The 18,963-nt window shown below is 62.1% G+C and carries 21 protein-coding genes and 1 tRNA gene; 12 read left to right on the plus strand and 10 right to left on the minus strand.

Annotated elements, in window-relative coordinates:
* The 3 genes from ACNFHO_RS00350 to ACNFHO_RS00360 form a co-directional block, all read right to left on the minus strand.
* The gene (locus tag ACNFHO_RS00350; protein WP_416764751.1) at positions 1 to 414 is read right to left on the minus strand and encodes a DoxX family protein; all 414 of its coding nucleotides are present in this window, start codon (positions 412 to 414) and stop codon (positions 1 to 3) included.
* Between the two features lie 104 nt (positions 415 to 518).
* A tRNA-Leu gene (locus ACNFHO_RS00355) sits at positions 519 to 603 on the minus strand.
* A gap of 106 nt (positions 604 to 709) precedes the next feature.
* On the minus strand, positions 710 to 922 hold the full coding sequence (locus ACNFHO_RS00360) for a hypothetical protein (protein WP_112898588.1): 213 nt from the start codon (positions 920 to 922) through the stop codon (positions 710 to 712).
* 136 nt (positions 923 to 1,058) lie between these two features.
* On the opposite strand from ACNFHO_RS00360, the gene ACNFHO_RS00365 reads away from it, so the two are divergent.
* From ACNFHO_RS00365 to ACNFHO_RS00375, 3 genes are read left to right on the plus strand one after another with little or no spacing between them, the layout of a single operon-like run.
* Positions 1,059 to 2,207 carry a two-component system sensor histidine kinase NtrB gene (locus ACNFHO_RS00365; RefSeq protein WP_054892095.1) on the plus strand — a complete coding sequence of 383 codons (1,149 nt, stop codon included), beginning with the start codon at positions 1,059 to 1,061 and terminating at the stop codon, positions 2,205 to 2,207.
* A 22-nt stretch (positions 2,208 to 2,229) separates the two neighbouring features.
* Positions 2,230 to 3,675: an ATPase domain-containing protein gene (locus ACNFHO_RS00370; protein ID WP_151926203.1), complete on the plus strand. Its 1,446-nt coding sequence runs from the start codon at positions 2,230 to 2,232 to the stop codon at positions 3,673 to 3,675.
* Between the two features lie 12 nt (positions 3,676 to 3,687).
* Positions 3,688 to 4,047, plus strand: a complete 360-nt coding sequence (locus tag ACNFHO_RS00375; RefSeq protein ID WP_054892093.1) for a response regulator — start codon at positions 3,688 to 3,690, stop codon at positions 4,045 to 4,047.
* Between the two features lie 71 nt (positions 4,048 to 4,118).
* Here the strand turns inward: ACNFHO_RS00375 and csrA are convergent, their stop codons facing one another.
* The 7 genes from csrA to ACNFHO_RS00410 form a co-directional block, all read right to left on the minus strand.
* On the minus strand, positions 4,119 to 4,316 hold the full coding sequence (csrA, locus tag ACNFHO_RS00380; RefSeq protein ID WP_054892092.1) for a carbon storage regulator CsrA: 198 nt from the start codon (positions 4,314 to 4,316) through the stop codon (positions 4,119 to 4,121).
* 264 nt (positions 4,317 to 4,580) lie between these two features.
* The gene (locus tag ACNFHO_RS00385; RefSeq protein WP_112898585.1) at positions 4,581 to 5,594 is read right to left on the minus strand and encodes a DNA topoisomerase IB; all 1,014 of its coding nucleotides are present in this window, start codon (positions 5,592 to 5,594) and stop codon (positions 4,581 to 4,583) included.
* Between the two features lie 54 nt (positions 5,595 to 5,648).
* Complete coding sequence (modC, locus tag ACNFHO_RS00390) at positions 5,649 to 6,740, minus strand: molybdenum ABC transporter ATP-binding protein (protein WP_416764755.1); 1,092 nt, start codon at positions 6,738 to 6,740, stop codon at positions 5,649 to 5,651.
* Between the two features lies 1 nt (position 6,741).
* Positions 6,742 to 7,422, minus strand: coding sequence for a molybdate ABC transporter permease subunit (gene modB, locus ACNFHO_RS00395; RefSeq protein WP_063545336.1), 681 nt, complete (start codon positions 7,420 to 7,422; stop codon positions 6,742 to 6,744).
* The gene (modA, locus tag ACNFHO_RS00400; protein WP_414155705.1) at positions 7,422 to 8,180 is read right to left on the minus strand and encodes a molybdate ABC transporter substrate-binding protein; all 759 of its coding nucleotides are present in this window, start codon (positions 8,178 to 8,180) and stop codon (positions 7,422 to 7,424) included. The genes modB and modA overlap by 1 nt, the downstream gene beginning before the upstream one ends.
* 169 nt (positions 8,181 to 8,349) lie before the next feature.
* A complete protein-coding gene (locus ACNFHO_RS00405) occupies positions 8,350 to 8,520 on the minus strand; it encodes a hypothetical protein (RefSeq protein ID WP_172964765.1) in 171 nt (56 codons plus the stop codon).
* Positions 8,521 to 8,528: 8 nt separating this feature from the next.
* A complete protein-coding gene (locus ACNFHO_RS00410) occupies positions 8,529 to 8,831 on the minus strand; it encodes a DUF1883 domain-containing protein (RefSeq protein ID WP_054892087.1) in 303 nt (100 codons plus the stop codon).
* Between the two features lie 163 nt (positions 8,832 to 8,994).
* On the opposite strand from ACNFHO_RS00410, the gene ACNFHO_RS00415 reads away from it, so the two are divergent.
* The 9 genes from ACNFHO_RS00415 to ACNFHO_RS00455 all read left to right on the plus strand — a co-directional run bounded on the left by ACNFHO_RS00415 (position 8,995) and on the right by ACNFHO_RS00455 (position 18,868).
* Positions 8,995 to 9,354 (plus strand): hypothetical protein, encoded by a 360-nt coding sequence (locus ACNFHO_RS00415; protein ID WP_054892086.1) that lies wholly within the window; start codon positions 8,995 to 8,997, stop codon positions 9,352 to 9,354.
* A gap of 145 nt (positions 9,355 to 9,499) precedes the next feature.
* Entirely contained in the window at positions 9,500 to 10,150 is a 651-nt protein-coding gene (locus ACNFHO_RS00420) for a c-type cytochrome (protein WP_063545334.1), read from the plus strand.
* Entirely contained in the window at positions 10,147 to 11,061 is a 915-nt protein-coding gene (locus ACNFHO_RS00425; RefSeq protein WP_054892084.1) for a c-type cytochrome, read from the plus strand. Before ACNFHO_RS00420 ends, ACNFHO_RS00425 begins: the two co-directional genes overlap by 4 nt.
* 95 nt (positions 11,062 to 11,156) lie before the next feature.
* Positions 11,157 to 12,518: a UDP-glucose dehydrogenase family protein gene (locus tag ACNFHO_RS00430; protein WP_416764758.1), complete on the plus strand. Its 1,362-nt coding sequence runs from the start codon at positions 11,157 to 11,159 to the stop codon at positions 12,516 to 12,518.
* Positions 12,519 to 12,566: 48 nt separating this feature from the next.
* Complete coding sequence (galU, locus tag ACNFHO_RS00435; RefSeq protein ID WP_063545331.1) at positions 12,567 to 13,406, plus strand: UTP--glucose-1-phosphate uridylyltransferase GalU; 840 nt, start codon at positions 12,567 to 12,569, stop codon at positions 13,404 to 13,406.
* 102 nt (positions 13,407 to 13,508) lie between these two features.
* Positions 13,509 to 14,864, plus strand: coding sequence for a glutathione-disulfide reductase (gorA, locus tag ACNFHO_RS00440; protein WP_153774852.1), 1,356 nt, complete (start codon positions 13,509 to 13,511; stop codon positions 14,862 to 14,864).
* A 215-nt stretch (positions 14,865 to 15,079) separates the two neighbouring features.
* A complete protein-coding gene (locus tag ACNFHO_RS00445) occupies positions 15,080 to 15,604 on the plus strand; it encodes a fimbrial protein (RefSeq protein WP_153774851.1) in 525 nt (174 codons plus the stop codon).
* A 59-nt stretch (positions 15,605 to 15,663) separates the two neighbouring features.
* The gene (locus tag ACNFHO_RS00450; protein ID WP_112898580.1) at positions 15,664 to 16,407 is read left to right on the plus strand and encodes a molecular chaperone; all 744 of its coding nucleotides are present in this window, start codon (positions 15,664 to 15,666) and stop codon (positions 16,405 to 16,407) included.
* 4 nt (positions 16,408 to 16,411) lie between these two features.
* On the plus strand, positions 16,412 to 18,868 hold the full coding sequence (locus ACNFHO_RS00455; protein WP_416764762.1) for a fimbria/pilus outer membrane usher protein: 2,457 nt from the start codon (positions 16,412 to 16,414) through the stop codon (positions 18,866 to 18,868).
* The last annotated feature ends 95 nt before the right edge of the window (positions 18,869 to 18,963 follow it).

An 18,963-nucleotide genomic window follows, 5' to 3' on the forward strand; every position in this document is an offset into this window, starting at 1 on the left:
TCAGCGCCGGTCCAGCGAGAAGCGTCCGGCGCCTGTCACAGCCAATAGCAGCAGCCCGCCGATGATGCTCATGTTCTTGAAGAACTGGGTCATGTTGGCTGCGCGCGCAGGTTCGACCATGTTCCAGAACGGGTGGCCAATCAGCGCCGTGCCAAGCACGAACAGGGCGAGCAGCAAAGCCAGTGGTCGGGTGTAGAAACCGAGTATCAGGAGGATGGCTACGAAGAACTCCATGATCACTGCGACCGCCGCCGCGACCGTCGGGGCTGGGGCGCCCAGGGATCCGAGATAGCCCACGGTGCCTTCGAAGCCGGTGAGTTTGCTCCAGCCAGAGAGGACGAAGAGGATCATCAAGAGGATGCGCGCCAGAAGGATGATGGCATCGCGTTGACCGTCGAAGAGGGTGTAGCGCATGTCTATGCTCCGGTGGACAGTGTCAGAATCCACTCTAGCAGGTGCGCAAGCCTTTGCTGCACGAACGAAAAAGGCGCCTGTTCAGGCGCCTTTGACGAGGAATATGGTGCGAGTGGTGGGACTCGAACCCACAAGGCTTGCGCCGACAGATTTTAAGTCTGCTGTGTATACCAATTCCACCACACTCGCACACTTGACCGGGTCACCGGGACCGGCACGCTTCAATACTGAAGGGCCATACAATCAAGCGCGCTTTATAACCCATCGTTATAGGTGAGTCAACCGCGCTGCCCGTTCAGGGGCGGATCAGCTGGGCGATTTCGCGCATGTCATCAGCGCTGTGGCGAAGGTCTTGCACCTGTTCGCCCATGGCGGTGGCATCGTCCTGATGCACCGAGTGGCACAGAAAACGGGTATGGCCATCGAGTGCCTGGCACAGGTGGTCGATCTGCCGGGCGGTGTGGCGCAGGTCGTCCTGCAGGCCCAGCAGACGGAAATTGATGGCCATATAGGTTCCATGACAGGTGAGGGGCTGGGGTACTATAGGGTAATCCCCGGCTTGCTGTCATTGCGCCATATATCGGACACTGATGCCGTGCACTAAGCTCATCTACAGTTCCTCTTGTCGTGCTCGTGGAGCCCGCATGGTTTCGACCGATCGTCCTGCCCCGCCGCTCATGACTGCCAATCGCTACGAACAGCTGGTGCAGGCGGTGGTGGATTACGCCATCTACATGCTCGATCCGACCGGTCACGTCGTGTCCTGGAACCCAGGGGCCGAGCGGATCAAGGGCTATTGTGCCGATGAGGTGATCGGTCGGCATTTCTCGTTGTTCTTCACGCCACAGGATTGCGCCGACGGTCGCCCGGCACGCCTGCTGCGCCAGGCGCTGGAGCAGGGCGTGGCGCAGGACGAAGGTTGGCGAGTGCGCAAGGACGGTACGCAGTTCTGGGCCCTGGCGGCGCTGGATGTGGTGCGCGATGAGCATGGCGAGATCATCGGCCTGGCCAAGGTGACGCGCGATATCACGGATCGACGTGAATCGGCGTTGCAGCTCGACACGATGCGAGCGCAGCTGTTCCAGGCGCAGAAGCTCGAGGCCTTGGGGCAACTGACTGGTGGCCTGGCCCATGACTTCAACAACCTGCTGACCATCATCCTCAGCTCGGCGCGCCTGGCGCGTGCCAGTGGCGATCCGCAGCGGATAGAGCGCCTGCTCGAACACATCCTCGAGGCTGGGCAGCGTGGCTCGCAATTGACAGGCCAGTTGCTCAGCTTCGCTCGCCACCGGCAACTGAACGTCAGCACCATCTCCCCTGACGAGTTGGTTGCGTCCACCCGCAGCCTGGTGGAGCACGCCTTGCCTGACGGCATCGACCTCATCGCGCAGGTGGCGCCAGAGGTGCCGACGATCGAGGTGGATGCGGGGCAGTTGCAGATGGTCTTGCTCAACCTGCTGTTCAATGCCCGTGATGCCATCAGCGGCAAGGGGACGATCGGCCTGGACGTGACAGTCGTTGAACTGGCGGGTGAGGTAGAGGCGCTGCACGGGCGCTTCCTGCGTTTCGATGTGCAGGACAGCGGCCACGGGATCGATGCGCAGGTGCTGCCGCGAATCTTCGAACCTTTTTTCACCACCAAGGCTTTTGGTAAGGGAACCGGGCTGGGGTTAAGTCAGGTCTATGGTTTTGCCAAGCAGAGCAATGGTGCGATCTGCGTAGCAAGTTCGGTCGGTGAGGGCACGCGCATGAGCCTTTACCTGCCGGTTTCATCGAAAGTGCCCGAACCCTGAGACACAAGGTGGACAGTACGTCATGGTAGAAACACTCAAGCGACTGGCGACCGGTATCGAGGGCCTGGATGCGCTGCTCAAGGGCGGCCTGGTAGCCGGATCCTCGTACATCGTCCAGGGGCCGCCCGGGGCGGGCAAGACCATCCTCGCCAACCAGTTGGCCTGCGGCCATGTGCGTGACGGCGGGCGTGTGTTGGTCGCGACTTTGCTCAGCGAGTCCCATGAGCGCCTGTTCAAGTACCTCTCGACCCTGGAGTTCTTCGATCAGACGCTGGTGGGCGACCAGATTCAGTTCGTCAGTGCCTTCGATACGTTGCAGGACGAAGGGCTGGAAGCGGTGGTGCGTCTGTTGCGCCAGGAGATCGCCAGGCAGCAGGCCAGCTTGTTGATCGTCGATGGCCTGCTCAATGCTCGGGCGCGGGCCGAAACCAGTCTCGATACCAAGAAATTTGTCGCCGAACTGCAAGGGCACGCGGCATTTGCCGGTTGTACGGTGTTGCTGTTGACCAGCGCTCGCCTCGATGAGGGCAGCCCGGAGCACACCATGGTCGATGGCGTCATCGAGTTAGGTGAACAGCTCGAGGGCAGCCGCGCTGTGCGTCATATACAGTTGCGCAAAACCCGAGGCAGCGGTGCACTGTCGGGGGTTCATGAATGCCTGATCAACGAGGCGGGGCTGCAGGTCTATCCACGCCTGGAGGCGTTGTACAGCCAGCCGAGCAACCTGGGTTCTGACACCTTGGTACGTATCACCACGGGTGTAAAAGCGTTGGACGGGATGCTCGATGGTGGTCTGGCCGAAGGGTCGGTGAGCCTGCTCATGGGGCCGTCGGGAGCGGGCAAGTCATCCCTTGGGCTCGGCTTTCTTGCAGCGGCCACGCCTGAGGCGCCGGCGCTGCATTTTGGTTTCTACGAGCCGCCTGCTCGCCTGAGGTTGAAGGCTGCCTCGCTGGGCTACGACTTTGCCGAAATGGAACGCCAGGGGGCCTTGCAGCTCAGCTGGCAACCGACCACCGAGGGCTTGCTCGATCAGGTTGGCGCACGCTTGCTCGCGCAGGTACAGGCGTTGGGGGCGAGGCGTGTGGTGATTGACAGCCTGGGCGCCTTCGCTCGACTCGCTTTCGATCAGGCGCGGCTCAACGGTTTCTTCCGAGCCCTGACCGGCGAGCTGCGCGCACGGGGTGTCAGTGTGATGCTGACCTGGGAGATGCGCGACCTGTTCGGCTCGGAAATCACGTCACCGGCACCGGACCTGTCGAGCATCGTCGACAACCTGTTCCTGATGCGTTTCGTCGAACTGGAGTCGCAGCTGCGGCGTGTGTTGTCGATTCTCAAGGTCCGTGACAGCCACTATGATCCGGCACTCCACGAGCTGGCTATCGGCGCCGATGGCATTACCCTGCGCAACGCATTCGCGGGGGCCAGCGGTGTGCTGTCGGGCACGGCCGTACCCCAGGGGGACCGCTGACGGTACCTGGCAATGAACAGCATCCTGATCGTCGATGATGAATACCTGATCGCCGACATCCTCGGATTCGCCCTGGAGGATGAGGGTTTTCTGGTAGAAAAGGCCAGCAATGGGCGCAAGGCGCTGGAGGCCCTGAGAGAGAAGCGGGTTGACCTAGTGATCACCGACTACATGATGCCGGTGCTCAATGGCGAGGAGCTGGCCAGGGCGATCCGCAATGAGCTGCAGCTGCCCGATCTGCCGGTCATTCTCATGAGCGGCGCGCAGGCCTACGAGGGGCACAGGCTAACGGAACTGTTCAGCGCGGTGTTCGACAAACCGTTCGACATGGACCGCATGATCGCCAAGGTCCGCGAACTGTTGAGTCCCTGAGCCGCAGGCGGAATCCCGCGGGGACGTGCCGTGCGATCAAGCGCGTCCGTGCGGCTTGAGGCGAAGGGTGGTCAGTATTGGTCGTCGGCTTTCTCCGGAGCGGGGTTGCCGGCCTGGATGCGCTTGAAAATCTCTTCACGATGGACCTGGACATCCTTGGGCGCATCGATGCCGATCCTCACTTGCATCCCCTTGACGCCCAGAATGGTGACTTTGATGTCATCGTTGATGACGATGCTTTCGCCAACCTTGCGGGTGAGTATCAGCATGTAGTTCTCCTTGGTGATGTAGAAATCCGTGGGGCTATGTGCCGCAGCGGTGGGAGCCTGTCCCTCTTCCTTCTCATTAAAGACGCTTTCGGAAGATATTAATTCCTGAGCGAACAAAATCTGTTGGCGGTCTTCAGTTGCAGGTGCCGACATCAACCGGGTCAGATCAATCGGCGAAGGTGCTCGGTGGCAAGGATAGGGGGCCGGAGCGAATATGGGAAATTTCTCTGCTTTATGTTGTAAATAGCTCTGGTCAATGAAACTTCACAGCGCTTCGAGTGCCTGCAGAAAACGCAACAGGGCCACCTCTTCCTGCTCCAGGCCTTTGCGTGCCCGCACTCGCGGAAGTTCGGCAAGGCGGCCCAGGTGGAAGTGCTCGAGCAGCGCTGGATGGATGTAGCAGCGTCGGCACACCGCCGGCGTGTTGCCCAGGCGCGTTGCAACCTCGCGGACGATGGCCGCGACCTGGCGCTTGGCCTCGGCCTCAGGCTGCCAGGCCAGCGGACGCAGCAGGCTCAGGGCCAGTGCGCTGCCGCCCCAGGTGCGGTAGTCCTTGGCGGTGAAGTCGGCACCGGTCAGTTGTTGGAGGAACAGGTTGATGTCACTGGAGCCGATGCGATGGCGCTGGCCGTCCTCGTCCAGGTACTGGAAGAGTTCCTGGCCAGGCAGCTCCATGCAGCGCTTGAGCAATTGCGCCAGGCGCCGGTCGCGCACGGTGATGCTGTGCTCGACGCCGCGCTTGCCGCGAAACTGGAAGCGAATGGTGCTGCCCCTGACTTCGACATGTCGGTTGCGCAGGGTGGTCAGTCCGTAGGACTGGTTGTCGCGCAGGTATTGACGGTTGCCGATGCGGATCAGCGTGTTGTCGAGCAGGCTGACCACCAGTGCCATGACCTTTTCCCGGTCCATCCCGGGGCGTGCCAGGTGCTGGTCCAGGTGCTGGCGCAGCCCTGGCAACGCTTGCGCGAAGGCCAGCATGCGCCCGTACTTGTGCTCGTCGCGTAGCGTGCGCCACTCGCTGTGGTAGCGGTACTGCTTGCGCCCACGGGCATCGCGACCGGTGGCTTGCAGGTGGCCTTGTGGGTCGAGGCAGATCCACACATCGGTATAGGCGGGCGGGATGACCAGCGCCGCGATACGCGCCAGCGTCTCCGTGTCGCGCACGCGCTCGCCATCAGGGCTGAGGTAGATGAAGCGCCCACGCCAAAGGCGTCGGCTCAGGCCGGGCTGGGTGTCGTCGACATAGTGCAGGGTGCGGGGCAGGGTGATCTCGGGCATGGCGCAGTCCATCGACCAGTTGTCATCTGTGGACAACGACAGTGCCTGAGTTGCTCAGGCCAACAGCGCCACCGACTTGATCTGCGCCCACAGCATCTGGCCCGGCTGCAGCCCGAGCTGGTCTGCCGAGTACCGGGTGATGCGCGCGAGCAAGGCGCTGCCGGCAGCGTCGAGGCTGACCAGCACGTGCGCCGGGTTGTCGGCCGGGCGACATTCACGTACGGTCACCGGCAAACGGTTGAGGATGCTCGAGGTGCCGTCGTGGGCGAGGGTCAGGCTGACATCTCGGGCCTGGACCTTGAGGCGCAGGGTGCTGCCGACATGCAGGTCGGGATGGGCGATGCGTAGCAGCGCACCGTCGCTGCCCGGCAAGCGCAGGTCGAACAGTCCATAGTCGGGTTGGTGGCCGATCACCACACCTTCGAGCACCACACCCGCTTCCTCGCTCTGCGCCAGCGAGAGATCGAGGCGCGCGAGCGTCTGGCCGATCGGGCCGCTGGCCATGACCTTGCCCTGCTCCAGCAGTACCAGATGATCGGCCAGGCGTGCGACCTCGTCCTGGGAGTGGCTGACATACACCACAGGGATGTCGAGCTCGTCGTGCAAGCGTTCGAGGTAGGGCAGGATCTCGCGCTTGCGCGGGCCGTCCAGGGCGGCCAGGGGCTCATCCATCAGCAGCAGCCGGGCGCTGCTGAGCAGGGCGCGAGCGATGCCGACACGCTGCGCTTCGCCGCCGGAGAGGGTGATGGGCTTGCGTTCGAGCAAGTGCCCGATCCCCAGCAACTGGCAGGCTTGGTCCAGTCCGACCTTGCGTTCGCTGGCCGAGACCCGCCGCCAGCCAAATTCTAGATTGCCGCGCACCGAGAGGTGCGCAAACAGGCTGGCCTCCTGGAACACATAGCCCACCGGGCGTCGATGCGGGGCGAGGAAAGTGCCGTGGCGACTGTCTTCCCACACCTCGCCGTTGATCTCGATGTAGGCTTCGCTGGCGCGTTCCAGGCCGGCCAGGCAGCGCAGGCAGGAAGTCTTGCCTGAGCCCGAATGGCCGAACAGGGCGCTGATCCCGCGGCCCGGCAGGTCGAGGTCGACATCCAGGGTGAAGTCGTCGCGCGCCAGTTTCAGGCGTGCGTGCATGCGTGAACTCATCTCAGCTCCAGCCAGCCTTGCCACGGCGGCCGGCATAGAGCATCAGCAGCACCAGGAAGGAGAACACCAGCATCGCACCGGCCAGCCAGTGCGCTTGCGAATAGGCCATGGCTTCGACGTGATCGAAGATCTGCACCGAAACCACGCGGGTCTTGTCGGGGATGTTGCCACCGATCATCAGTACCACACCGAACTCGCCGACGGTATGGGCAAAGCCGAGGATGCTGGCAGTGATGAAGCCCGGCCTGGCCAGCGGCAGCACCACGTGGATGAAGGTGTCCCAAGGACTGGCCCGCAGCGTTGCGGCCACTTCCAGCGGGCGCTGGCCGATGGCGCTGAAGGCGTTCTGCAGGGGCTGGACCACGAACGGCATGGAGTACACCACCGAGCCGATCACCAGCCCGGTAAAGCTGAACACCACGGTGCCTAGCCCAAGCGCCTGGGTGGCCTGACCAAGCCAGCCGTGGGGGCCGAGCGCGATCAGCAGGTAGAAACCGATCACGGTCGGTGGCAGCACCAGGGGCAGTGCGACGACTGCCCCGACGGGCCCGCGCAGCCATGAGCGGGTGCGTGCCAGCCACCAGGCGATGGGCGTGCCCACCACCAGCAGGATCAGTGTGGTCAGGCTGGCCAGTTTGACGGTCAGCCAGATCGCCCCCAGGTCACTGGCGTCGAGTGGCATCAGATTTCATAGCCGTAGGACTTGATCACCGCAGCGGCTTTCGGACCCTTGAGGTACTCGACCAAGGCCTTGGCCGCCGGATTATCCTTGCCTTTGTTGAGAATCACCGCGTCCTGGCGAATCGGGTCGTGCAGGCTGGACGGGACGATCCACGCCGAACCGTTTTCGACCTTGCCATCCTTGTAGATCTGCGACAGGGCGACGAAGCCCAGTTCGGCGTTGCCGGTGGAGACGAACTGGAAGGCCTGAGTGATGTTCTGCCCTTCCACGATCTTGCCCTTGGTGGCTTCGGTCAGCTTGAGTTTGTCCAGCACCTGGGTCGCGGCCAGGCCGTAGGGCGCGGCCTTGGGGTTGGCGATGGACAGGTGCTGGAAGTCGTTCTTCTTCAACACCTCACCCTTGTCGTCGACATAACCGGGCTTGGCGGACCACAGGGCGAGGGTGCCGATGGCGTAGGTGAAGCGCGAGCCTTCGACGATTTCCTTTTCCTGCTCAAGTTTGGCAGGGGTGCTGTCGTCGGCGGCGAGGAACACTTCGAACGGCGCGCCGTTCTTGATCTGCGCGTAGAACTGTCCGGTGGCGCCAAAGGCTGCGACCAGCTTGTGTCCGGTGTCTTTCTCGAAGTCCTTGGCGATCGCCTGGATCGGCGCGGTAAAGTTGGCTGCCACGGCCACCTGAACTTCATCGGCCCAGGCGCTATTGAGGGAAATCAGGCTGGCCAGGGCGCTGACGGCCAGGTGGGGCAGGCGAATACGCATGAAACGGGCTCCTCGGAGGTTATCGTTATATTGCGAAATATATAGCGATAAACCGTTCGCGGGGAAGAGGTGAAATCATGGCAGGGTGCTATCGGGACGCCAGGCCTGTATCGGCGGTGCAGGCACCCAGGGCGGCGGCGGGCACGCCCTGAGCGCTATGGCTGTTGGATTACAACGCCTTGCTGACTTGAATGTCGCTGATTTTCTCGGCGTCTTCGCCGTGGATCTTGCGCAACGCTTCCAGGGCTTGTTCCTGAGAGGCATCGGGCATCACGGCAAAGTCCCAGCGGCGCTGGCCGTCGAGCTTGTACTTGATCACGTATTTGAGGTTCTGGGTCATGGCAGGGCTTATCCGAGTTTCGACGACGAGCGACGGATGATCTTGATCTTGTGGGTGAAGGTCGGCTTGCGCGTCACCGAGATCGGGCGGGCGGTCACGGTATCGAGCGTGATGTTCCAGAAACCGGTGCTGGGGACGGTGATTTTCGCCGGGAAGCGTTCGAACAGGCCGCCGTGGTAAGTGTGGCGACCGCCGTTCTTGAAGCTGCGGAAGTTGGCGTCGTTCATCAGGCGGATGTTGCAGCGCTGGGAGCACTCGATAACGACGATGTCATCCTCGTTGAGGTGCTCGCGCTGGTGGACGAATTTCATGTGGGGCTCCGCGAGGTTGGGATTCTGCAAATGCCCAAGATACCACGATGTCAGGGTACACTGGCGGGCTGCACGGCCGGGCCAGGGAGAAATCTGCCAAAGCAGGGAGCAAAACCGCCCGGACGTTGTCGAACGATTTCTTTGATTGGCAGAGGTGCAACGGATGAAGTGGGTGATGGCGGCGGCGACGCTGGTACTGGGTGGTTGCGTCAGTGTCTCGGAGCTGGAGCAGTCGCGAGAGACGCTGGATGTGATCTCCGGCAAGACGCCGCGTGAGTATGCCGATTGTGTCAAGCAGAAGCTGGGCGATAGCCGTGATCCGCTGGTGGAAGAGGCGCGTGGCGATGGCCTGCGCCTGATCGTGCCGCAGAAGCTCAGTGCCGGTGTCGGCCCGGCAGCGCTTGTCGATGTCGACAAGCGTGGCAGTGGCAGTGCCATCAAGCTGCATGAACGCTTGAACAACTTCCCTCTGCGTCTGGGTGATGTGCGCTCCGCAGCGACCCAGTGCATCTCCGGTTCTTGATCCAGCGCAAGCAATACGTCGTTAGACGCCCGATCAATACCTTATGACTTGTAGGGACATTGTTCCGCTTTAGTTATCCGGACTAGTATCCATTTCCTTATGTCTTTTAAGACTAAGCTTATAACAAGGAAATGGAGTGTCCCTGATGAACCCGATGAGTCGCGTCATGATCGGCGGTCTGCTGATCCTGGCCTGGCCCGCGGCGCATGCCGTCGATGGCCAGAAAATCTTCACCCAGGGCGGGCAGAATCCCGCCGCCATGGCCTGTCTCGGTTGCCATGGCCCGGACGGCAAAGGTATCGCCGCCGCTGGTTTTCCCCGCCTGTCCGGCTTGTCTGCCGGATACCTGAGCAAGCAACTCGAGGACTTTCGCTCGGGTAGCCGCAAGCAGCCGGTCATGGAGCCGCTTGCCAAGGCGCTGAGCGACGAGGAGATCCGCTCGGTCAGCGCTTGGCTGGCCGAGCAGCCTTCCGACCCGGTTACGGGTTCGCGCCGTCAGCAAATGGCCAGCGATCCGACCGAACGCCTGGCCTTGTACGGCGACTGGAGCCGGCAGATTCCCGGTTGTGTGCAGTGCCATGGCCCAGGTGGTGCGGGGGTTGGCGAGCACTTTCCGCCACTGGCCGGACAACCGGCGGCTTACCTGGTTGCGCAGCTCAATGCCTGGCGCGACGGTAGCAGGCGTAACGACCCTAACCAACTGATGGTCGGTGTGGCCAAGGCCATGACCGATGCCGAGGTGACGGCAATCGCCGACTACTTCGCCCACGCCGCCCGCCAGGAGGTCGCACCATGAAAAAAATCCTGATCGCAGCATTGTGGCTCGGCGCAGGCGTCGCCCAGGCGGCGCAGATCGCCATGCAAGACCAGTCGCAGCTCAAGGTGCCCGGCAGCCAGGCCACTCCGGTATTCGTGCCTCCTGCAGAAAGCGAGTTGCCGGACAACGCGTTCGGCCAGATGGTCCGCCAGGGGCATGCGCTGTTCGTCGATACTCGCCGCTTGATGCCTGAGGCTGTCGGCAATGGCATGAACTGTAGCAACTGCCATCTCGACCAAGGCCGCATGGCCCACTCAGCGCCGCTGTGGGGCGCCTACCCGATGTATCCCGCCTATCGCAAGAAAAACGACAAGGTCAACACGTACGCCGAACGTATCCAGGGCTGTTTCCAGTTCAGCATGAACGGCAAGCCCCCGGCGGCCGACAGCCCGCAGATGACCGCGCTCAGCGTCTATGCCTACTGGCTGGCGACCGGTACTCGCACAGGCGTGGAGACGCCCGGTCGCGGCTATCCTGAGGTGCCGCAACCCAAGGACGGCTACGACTTCAAGCGTGGCGAGCAGGTGTACAGCGAGCAATGCGCGATCTGTCACGGCGGCAAGGGCGAGGGGCAGAAAGTTGCAGGTGAGTACGTCATGCCGCCGTTGTGGGGGCGCGATGCCTATAACTGGGGGGCCGGGATGCACCGGATCAACACCGCCGCGTCCTTCATCAAGCACAACATGCCACTGGGCAAGCCAGGCAGCCTGAGTGACCAGCAGGCGTGGGATGTCGCGGCCTGGATCAACCGTCACGAACGCCCGCAGGATCCGCGCCTGGTAGAGGGCTCCATCGAGAAGACGCGGGTGAAGTTCCATGCCAACGATGGCGTCAACCTGTATGGGCAAAAGGTCGAGGGTGTATTGATCGGGCAGGGCACGGGCGGCTGAATACCGGGCACCTGTCATATTCCCGCCGCGTCGCTGTCACGGCCCTGCAATCGCCTGCAGGTTGCAATGTCGTATCTTCCTGAAGGAGTGCGGCCATGGAACTCTGTGTGATCGGGGCGGGGTATGTGGGGCTGGTCACGGCGGCCTGTTTCGCGCAAATGGGCAATCGCGTGGTCTGTCTGGAGCATGACCGCGCGCGCCTGGCCCAGTTGCGTCAGGGACAGTGTCCGATCTACGAGCCCGGGCTTGCTGCGCTCGTGCAGGAGGGGCTGCACAGTGGCCTGTTGAGTTTCACCGAGCACTGGGATCATGCGTTGGCGCGGGTCGATGTGGCGTTCATCGCCGTGGGCACGCCCAGCCATGAAGACGGCTCGGCGGACCTGCAGCATGTGCTGGCGGTGGCCGACAGTCTCGGGCGGCACTTGCTGCGCCCATGCCTGGTGGTGAACAAGTCGACCGTGCCGGTGGGCACGGCCGAGCGGGTTGCCCGCCAGGTCAACAGCGGCTTGCGCGCACGCGGGGCCAGTTTCACGGTGTCGGTGGCGAGCAATCCGGAGTTTCTCAAGGAGGGCAGCGCCGTCGAGGACTTCATGCGCCCTCAGCGGATCATCATCGGCACCGACAGTGACGCCGCCACTCAATGCTTGCAGCGCCTGTATGCGCCCTTTGTACGTAACCGGGAGCGCGTGCTGGTCATGAGCCCGCGCGCCGCCGAATTCAGCAAGTATGCCGCCAATGCCTTCCTTGCCACCAAGATTTCCTTCGTCAACGAACTGGCCGGCCTGTGCGCCGAGCTGGACGTGGATATCGAACAGGTGCGTCGCGGGATCGGCAGCGACCGGCGCATCGGCAGCGATTTCATCTACGCGGGCTGCGGCTATGGCGGCTCATGCTTTCCAAAGGACGTGCGTGCGCTGATCCACACAGCCGAGCAGCATGGCTATCAGACGTCGATCCTGCGCGCGGTCCAGGCGCGCAACGCGCAGCAGAAGACCGTGTTGTTCCAGGCACTGCAGGAGCATTTCGGGGGTAGCATGCGCGGGTGCAATGTGGCGTTGTGGGGCCTGGCGTTCAAGCCTGGCACCGACGACCTGCGAGAGGCGCCCAGCCTGGTGCTGCTCGACGCCCTGCTGGCGGCAGGGGCACGGGTGCGGGCCTGTGACCCGGCGGCGCTGGAGGGGGCCGCGGCGGCTTATCCGCAGGCGATGGCCAGTGGTCAATTGCAGTTGGGGGATGATCCCTATGCCTGTGTGGAGGGCGCGGATGCACTGGTACTGGTGACCGAATGGAAGCAGTTCCGCCAGCCGGATTTTCGTCGGATCAGGAGCCTGATGCGTAAGCCGGTGCTGTTCGACGGGCGTAATATTTACGATCCATCGGAACTATCTACACTGGGGTATCTCTATCATGGCATCGGTCGGCCGCAGGTGGGGCATTGTAAGGTGACTGCCGCCTGATTAGACTGCGCCGAATACCACAGGCCCAGCCCTTGTTTAAGGATGTATATGATCAAAAAATGCTTGTTCCCGGCAGCCGGTTACGGCACCCGCTTCCTGCCCGCTACCAAAGCCATGCCCAAGGAAATGCTGCCGGTGGTGAACAAGCCACTGATCCAGTATGGCGTTGAAGAGGCCTTGGACGCCGGTCTGAACGAGATCTCCATTGTCACCGGGCGCGGCAAGCGCGCGTTGGAAGACCATTTCGACATCAGCTATGAGCTGGAAAATCAGATCAAGGGCACCGACAAGGAAAAATACCTGGTCGGTATCCGCCGCCTGCTCGACGAGTGCTCGTTCTCCTACACCCGCCAGACTGAAATGAAAGGCCTGGGCCACGCCATCCTCACCGGTCGCCCCCTGATCGGTGACGAGCCGTTCGCCGTGGTGCTGGCGGACGACCTGTGCGTCAACCCTGAAGGTGACGGTGTACTGACCCAGATGGTCAAGCTGTTCAATCAGTTCCGCTGCTCGATCGTTGCCATCCAGGAAGTCGATCCGCAGGAAACCAACAAGTACGGCGTGATTGCTGGCGACATGATCCGCGACGACATCTTCCGCGTGACCAACATGGTCGAGAAGCCCAAGCCTGAAGATGCGCCGTCGAACCTGGCGATCATTGGCCGCTACATCCTGACCCCGGACATCTTCGATATCATCGCCAACACCGAGCCGGGCAAAGGCGGGGAGATCCAGATCACCGACGCCCTGATGCAGCAGGCACAGAACGGTTGTGTCATTGCCTACAAGTTCAAGGGCAAGCGTTTCGACTGCGGCGGCGCCGAAGGCTATATCGACGCCACCAACTTCTGCTTCGAGAACTACTACAAGACCGGCAAGGCCTACTGAGTCCGAGCCAGCGCTGCAGCGTCACTTTTCTTGCTGTCTGACGCTTGCAGCGCGTCACGAAAAGAGCCACCCTCGGGTGGCTTTTTTTGTGGAGTCTGGAAAGTGGCCTACGATTTTGATCTGTTCGTGATTGGTGCCGGTTCCGGCGGTGTACGCGCGGCGCGCTTTGCCGCGGGGTTCGGGGCGAAGGTGGCGGTGGCCGAGAGTCGTTATCTGGGCGGCACCTGCGTCAACGTCGGCTGTGTGCCGAAGAAGTTGCTGGTGTACGGTGCACACGTCGCCGATGAGCTGGAGCAGGCGGCCGGCTACGGCTGGACCCTCGAAGAAGGTCACTTCGACTGGGGCACCCTGATCGCCAACAAGAACCGTGAGATCGAGCGTCTCAACGGCATCTACCGCAACCTGCTGGTCAACAGCGGCGTCACCTTGCTGCAAGGTCATGCGCGCATGACCGGTGCCCATGAGGTTGAGGTAGAAGGTCAGCGCTACAGCGCGGCGAACATCCTCATCGCCACGGGCGGCTGGCCACAGGTGCCTGACATCCCTGGCAAGGAACTGGCGATCACCTCGAACGAGGCGTTCTACCTCAAGGAGCTGCCACGCCGGGTGCTGGTGGTCGGTGGTGGCTACATTGCCGTCGAATTCGCCGGCATCTTCCAGGGTCTGGGCGCCGATACCACCTTGCTGTATCGCGGCGACCTGTTCCTGCGCGGCTTCGATGGTTCGGTACGTACCCACCTGAAGGAGGAACTGGAAAAGCGCGGTCTGGACCTGCAGTTCAACGCTGATATCCAGCGTATTGACCAACAGGCCGATGGCAGCCTCAAGGCGACGCTCAAGGATGGTCGGGAGTTGATCGCCGACTGTGTGTTCTACGCCACCGGTCGTCGTCCGATGCTCGACAATCTGGGGTTGGAGAACACCGGCGTTGAGCTCGACGAGCGCGGTTACATCCGGGTCGACGACCTGTACCGTACCACCGAGCCTTCGGTGTTCGCCTTGGGCGATGTAATCGGTCGTGTCCAGCTCACACCGGTCGCTCTGGCAGAAGGCATGGCGGTGGCCCGTCACCTGTTCAAGCCTGAGCAGTACCGTTCGGTGGACTATCAGAACATCCCCACGGCGGTGTTCAGCCAGCCGCCGATTGGCACCGTCGGCCTGACCGAAGAGCAGGCACTGGCTGCCGGCCACAAGATCCAGATCTTCGAGAGCCGCTTCCGCGCCATGAAGTTGACCCTCACCGACCTGCAGGAAAAGACCCTGATGAAGCTGGTGGTCGATGCCGAGACCGACAAGGTCCTGGGTTGCCATATGGTGGGGCCGGATGCAGGCGAGATCATCCAGGGGCTGGGTATCGCACTCAAGGCAGGCGCCACAAAGCAGCAGTTTGACGAGACTATCGGCGTACATCCGACCGCCGCTGAGGAATTCGTCACGATGCGGACTGTAACTCGTTAGTAGTTCGCAGCATTCTCCGGGCCTCGAAGCATGAGGTCTGGGGATTGTTCCCACAATCGCATGGTAGAGAATCCTACCGCTGTCATGGTTGTCGCCAGCCGCTGATCAACCAATCACCGACAGAGCCTCCCAAGCCTGATGCAGATACTGTTGCCGCGCCGCTCTACGGCGCCGGTTCGGCATGTGCCTGATCGTCTCGCTTGAGGAAGGATGATATGGACAGGTTCTACAAAAGTGTTTTTGCGCTCTGCGGGTTGTCGCTGATCGCTGGGGGGGCCCAGGCAGACCATGGCGAAATCAGCTTTCAGGGGCGGGTTCTGGCGCCGACGTGCATCATCAATGGGGGGGACGGCAATCTTCCGGTGACCCTGCCGGATGTCAACGCCGCGAAACTCGTGCGTCCAGGCGATGTGGAAGGGGAAACCTCCTTCGTATTGCAACTGACGGGTTGTACCCATGTCGGCCAGGTTTCAACTTACTTCGAGCCAGGTGCGAGCGTCAGTGATCAAGGGCGTCTGATCGTCGATGCCGGCGGCAGTGAAAACGTCGAGCTGCAATTGCTCAACAGTGCCAAGAGCGTCATGAATCTCGCTGCAGCCAAAGGCTCGCAGAACTCCCAGCAAGTCACCCTCGTGGACGGTAACGCGACGCTGCGCTACTACGCCCAGTACTACTCGACAGGCCGCACTACCCCAGGCCTGGTCAGTTCCAGAATCCGCTACTCGCTGGATTATCTCTGAGTCCTATGGAGCAGCCCTGTCCGGGGCTGCTCCACTCCCAATTTTTCGAGTGGAACATCATGAAGCTATCACTCAGCACCATGGGGTGGGGATCGTTGCTGGCCGCGTTTTTGTCGTGCACGCAGGCCAATGCCAGTGTGGTGATTGCGACCACGCGGGTCGTCTATCCCGCCGAGAGCTCCGAGGTCACTGTCAGGTTGAGCAACGAGGGACGGTATCCGTCGCTGGTGCAGGTCTGGGTCGACGAAGGAGGGCCGGAAGAGGCTGAGGATGAGTTACAGGGACCATTCAGCGTGACACCTGGGTTATTGCGCCTGGACCCGGGCAAGCGCCAGAGCCTGAGGGTGTTTCACGATAGTCGTGCCATGCCAACGGATCGAGAGAGCCTGTACTGGCTGAATGTACTCGATGTCCCGCCGAAAGGTGGTGGCGATAACAGCCTGCAGATTTCTCTCAGGACTCGTATCAAACTGTTCTATCGGCCGCAGGGATTGGCCGCAAAACCTGCCGATGCACATGCTCGGCTTACCTGGCGCCTGGTCAGGGAATCCCAGGGCTGGGTACTGCATGCGGACAATCCCACACCCTATCACGTCAATCTCGCCAAGCTCGAGGCTGTCCATCCGGGTTCGGCGTTGCCAGCATCGGTAGGCCATGTTGCTCCCCTCAGCAGCGCCCGTTTCGCGTTGAGCTCCGCGCCGTCTCGTCCCGATGCGGTTTCTCAGGTCCGCTATCAGTACCTGGATGACTACGGCGCCTCTCGAGAAGCTGTTGCAATCCTGCAGTTCCCTCAAGGCCGTTAAACCCATGAGTTTTCGCCGGTGGTGGGCCATTCTCGGTATGACGGGAGGGTATGTCGGGCTTGTACCTGGTGTGGAGTTCGATCCCGGCCTGTTGCGCCAGGGCAGCACGATCAATCTCGAGCGTTTCCAGGCCAGCGATTCGGTTCCCCAGGGCGACTTTGCCCTGGATATCATCCTCAACCAGCAGTGGATAGGGCGGCGTACCGTGTTTCTGCGCAATCGGGATGCATCCGGTCAGGCGGCGCCCTGTTATGACCGAATCCTGCTCGAAGAGTTGGGGCTTGATCTAGCGAGGCTGGCGGCTCAGCCGCGCAAGCAACTGATCATCCCCGACAGCTGCATGATGTTGCCTCAACTGCTGGTGGCTGCCAGCGAGGACCTGGATTTTGGGGCCTTGCAACTGCGCCTTGAAATTGACCGGTCTTTGCTGCGTCGCCAACCCCAGGACAATTTGCCATTCCATACCTGGGATGCAGGTGTCACAGCAGGGTTTGTCGACTACCGCCTGAATGTCCATGAGCAGCACGACCTGCAGGCAGGCAGTCGTAGCCAGCAGGGCTATCTCGGCCTGCGTGCCGGATTCAATACCGGGGATTGGTATTGGCGCCACGAAGGCAATGCGCAGATGAGCGACAAGCGCGCAGCCCGGTACCAGCCGGGTGCGACGTCGGTACGGCGCGATGTTCCCTTGTGGTCGGCCCAGCTTACTCTCGGCGATGGCTACGCTGCTGGGGATGTATTTGACAGCAGCGCCTTTCGCGGACTGCGATTATCCACTGACGAGCGCATGTTGCCCCGCGCACAGCGGGGGTTTGCGCCGGTAGTGAGGGGCGTGGCCAATACTACGGCGCTGTTGAGCATCCGCCAGCGAGGGATGCTGCTGCATGAGTCGACGGTGCCGCCGGGGCCATTCGAGATCGACGACCTTTATGCCAGTGGCCTCAACGACGATCTGGAGGTCACCCTGGAGGAGGCTGACGGCAGCGTACGACGCTTCACGTTGCCCTATCAGGCTGCGCCACTGGCCCTGCGAGAAGGGGCAAGCCGTTTCGACCTTAGTGCGGGGGTGTGGCGCGACGACCTTGGGCGTCCTGGCCCAGGGCATGTGCAAGGCAGTTGGCAGCAAGGGGTGGACAACACCTTCAGCGTACATGGAGGCGCCTGGCTGGCAGAGGACTATCTGGCCAGCGCCATGGGGGGGGCGATCAACAGCCGCTTTGGTGCTTTTGGATTGACCGCATACCACGCGCAGGCATCGCTAGGCCAGGGTCGCTCCGCGCAGGGGCAGGCGCTGCGCTTCAGTTGGCGCCAGCGGGTGGAGGCAACGGCCACCGACCTGAGCGCCAGCCTTACCCACCGCAATAACGCTGGCTACTACAGCTTTGACGAGTTCGCCCGCACCAGCCAGCAAACGCAGCGTACAAATCAGCGTTCGCCTCAGCACTGGCGGGCAGCGCTGACACTTCAGCAGCGCCTGCCCGGGAGCGGTCGTCTGAGCCTGAGGGCCAGCGCGGGTAAGCAGTGGGGATCTGGGGTGGGCAATCGTGAGTACAACGTGGGGTATTACAACAATCTGCGCTCGCTCTCCTACGGCATGACGCTTGGGCGCGAGTATCGAGGCAACGGACAGGCCGTGAGCGCTTTGACACTGACGGCCAGCTTGCCGTTGGGTCTGCAACGTCGTGGATCGCTGAGTTCCAGCATGAGCCGCGACTCCGAAGGCGGGGCCAGGACGAATGTGCGCTGGAGCGCGACTGCCGGCGAGGATGGACAATGGGGGTATGGCCTGTCCAGTGTGTACCAGGAGGGAAGGCAAGGCGGCGCAGGGCTCGACGCCAACCTGGTGCATCGCAGCCCGACGGGAGAGCTGAGCGGGGTCGTGGCCCAGCGCCAGGGATCCCGTCAGCTGGCACTCGGCGCGCGCGGCTCGGTGGTCGCCCATCCGGGAGGTGTACTGTTGGCGCAACCGTTGGGCGAAAGTTTCGCTATCGTCCATGCCCCCTTCGCTGAAGCGGCGCGTATTCAACAGCATCCGAGTGTGCGGCTGAATGCCCAGGGCTTTGCGGTGGTCCCCTCGTTGAGCCCCTACAGCGTGAATACCGTCGACCTGGACCCCAAGGGCATGTCACAGGATGTGGAGTTGCAGATCAGCGGTCAGTCGGTGGTGCCCCGAGCCGGTGCGGTGACACTGCTGCACTATCCGACGCGCAGCGGTCGCTTGCTGATGCTGGAGGCTCGCAACGAGCACGGGCATGCCTTGCCGTTCGGTGCCCAGGTATTCGATGTGCAAGGTGACGAGGTGGGGATGGTGGGGCAGGGCAGCCGCCTGCATTTTCGCTCGCATGACGCGCGAGGACGGGTAAGGGTCTCCTGGGGTGAGCAAGCAGATGCGAGCTGCTGGCTGGATTACGCAGAGGGCGCAGCCTCGACCTGCACTTCAGGACCGGCAGACGAGGCATAGGAATGAAAAAATCTATCGGTCGCGCAGCTTATAGCCAAAACCAATCACCAACATGAGGTTTACCAATGAGCCATTGTCGAGGTCATTGGATAGGA

Source organism: Pseudomonas sp. NY15374, from assembly GCF_048068255.1.
In the GTDB taxonomy this organism is placed as follows: Bacteria; Pseudomonadota; Gammaproteobacteria; order Pseudomonadales; family Pseudomonadaceae; genus Aquipseudomonas; species Aquipseudomonas machongensis.

Bases quoted from the DNA above. Each gene is read 5' to 3' on its own strand.
- modA (WP_414155705.1), bottom strand. From the start codon at position 8,180: ATGCGTATTCGCCTGCCCCACCTGGCCGTCAGCGCCCTGGCCAGCCTG.
- ACNFHO_RS00430 (WP_416764758.1), top strand. From the start codon at position 11,157: ATGGAACTCTGTGTGATCGGGGCGGGGTATGTGGGGCTGGTCACGGCG.
- ACNFHO_RS00385 (WP_112898585.1), bottom strand. From the start codon at position 5,594: ATGCCCGAGATCACCCTGCCCCGCACCCTGCACTATGTCGACGACACC.
- galU (WP_063545331.1), top strand. From the start codon at position 12,567: ATGATCAAAAAATGCTTGTTCCCGGCAGCCGGTTACGGCACCCGCTTC.
- ACNFHO_RS00425 (WP_054892084.1), top strand. From the start codon at position 10,147: ATGAAAAAAATCCTGATCGCAGCATTGTGGCTCGGCGCAGGCGTCGCC.
- ACNFHO_RS00405 (WP_172964765.1), bottom strand. From the start codon at position 8,520: ATGACCCAGAACCTCAAATACGTGATCAAGTACAAGCTCGACGGCCAG.
- ACNFHO_RS00450 (WP_112898580.1), top strand. From the start codon at position 15,664: ATGAAGCTATCACTCAGCACCATGGGGTGGGGATCGTTGCTGGCCGCG.
- ACNFHO_RS00455 (WP_416764762.1), top strand. From the start codon at position 16,412: ATGAGTTTTCGCCGGTGGTGGGCCATTCTCGGTATGACGGGAGGGTAT.
- csrA (WP_054892092.1), bottom strand. From the start codon at position 4,316: ATGCTGATACTCACCCGCAAGGTTGGCGAAAGCATCGTCATCAACGAT.
- ACNFHO_RS00350 (WP_416764751.1), bottom strand. From the start codon at position 414: ATGCGCTACACCCTCTTCGACGGTCAACGCGATGCCATCATCCTTCTG.
- ACNFHO_RS00365 (WP_054892095.1), top strand. From the start codon at position 1,059: ATGGTTTCGACCGATCGTCCTGCCCCGCCGCTCATGACTGCCAATCGC.
- ACNFHO_RS00420 (WP_063545334.1), top strand. From the start codon at position 9,500: ATGAACCCGATGAGTCGCGTCATGATCGGCGGTCTGCTGATCCTGGCC.
- ACNFHO_RS00410 (WP_054892087.1), bottom strand. From the start codon at position 8,831: ATGAAATTCGTCCACCAGCGCGAGCACCTCAACGAGGATGACATCGTC.
- ACNFHO_RS00445 (WP_153774851.1), top strand. From the start codon at position 15,080: ATGGACAGGTTCTACAAAAGTGTTTTTGCGCTCTGCGGGTTGTCGCTG.
- ACNFHO_RS00360 (WP_112898588.1), bottom strand. From the start codon at position 922: ATGGCCATCAATTTCCGTCTGCTGGGCCTGCAGGACGACCTGCGCCAC.
- modC (WP_416764755.1), bottom strand. From the start codon at position 6,740: ATGAGTTCACGCATGCACGCACGCCTGAAACTGGCGCGCGACGACTTC.
- ACNFHO_RS00415 (WP_054892086.1), top strand. From the start codon at position 8,995: ATGAAGTGGGTGATGGCGGCGGCGACGCTGGTACTGGGTGGTTGCGTC.
- ACNFHO_RS00370 (WP_151926203.1), top strand. From the start codon at position 2,230: ATGGTAGAAACACTCAAGCGACTGGCGACCGGTATCGAGGGCCTGGAT.
- ACNFHO_RS00375 (WP_054892093.1), top strand. From the start codon at position 3,688: ATGAACAGCATCCTGATCGTCGATGATGAATACCTGATCGCCGACATC.
- modB (WP_063545336.1), bottom strand. From the start codon at position 7,422: ATGCCACTCGACGCCAGTGACCTGGGGGCGATCTGGCTGACCGTCAAA.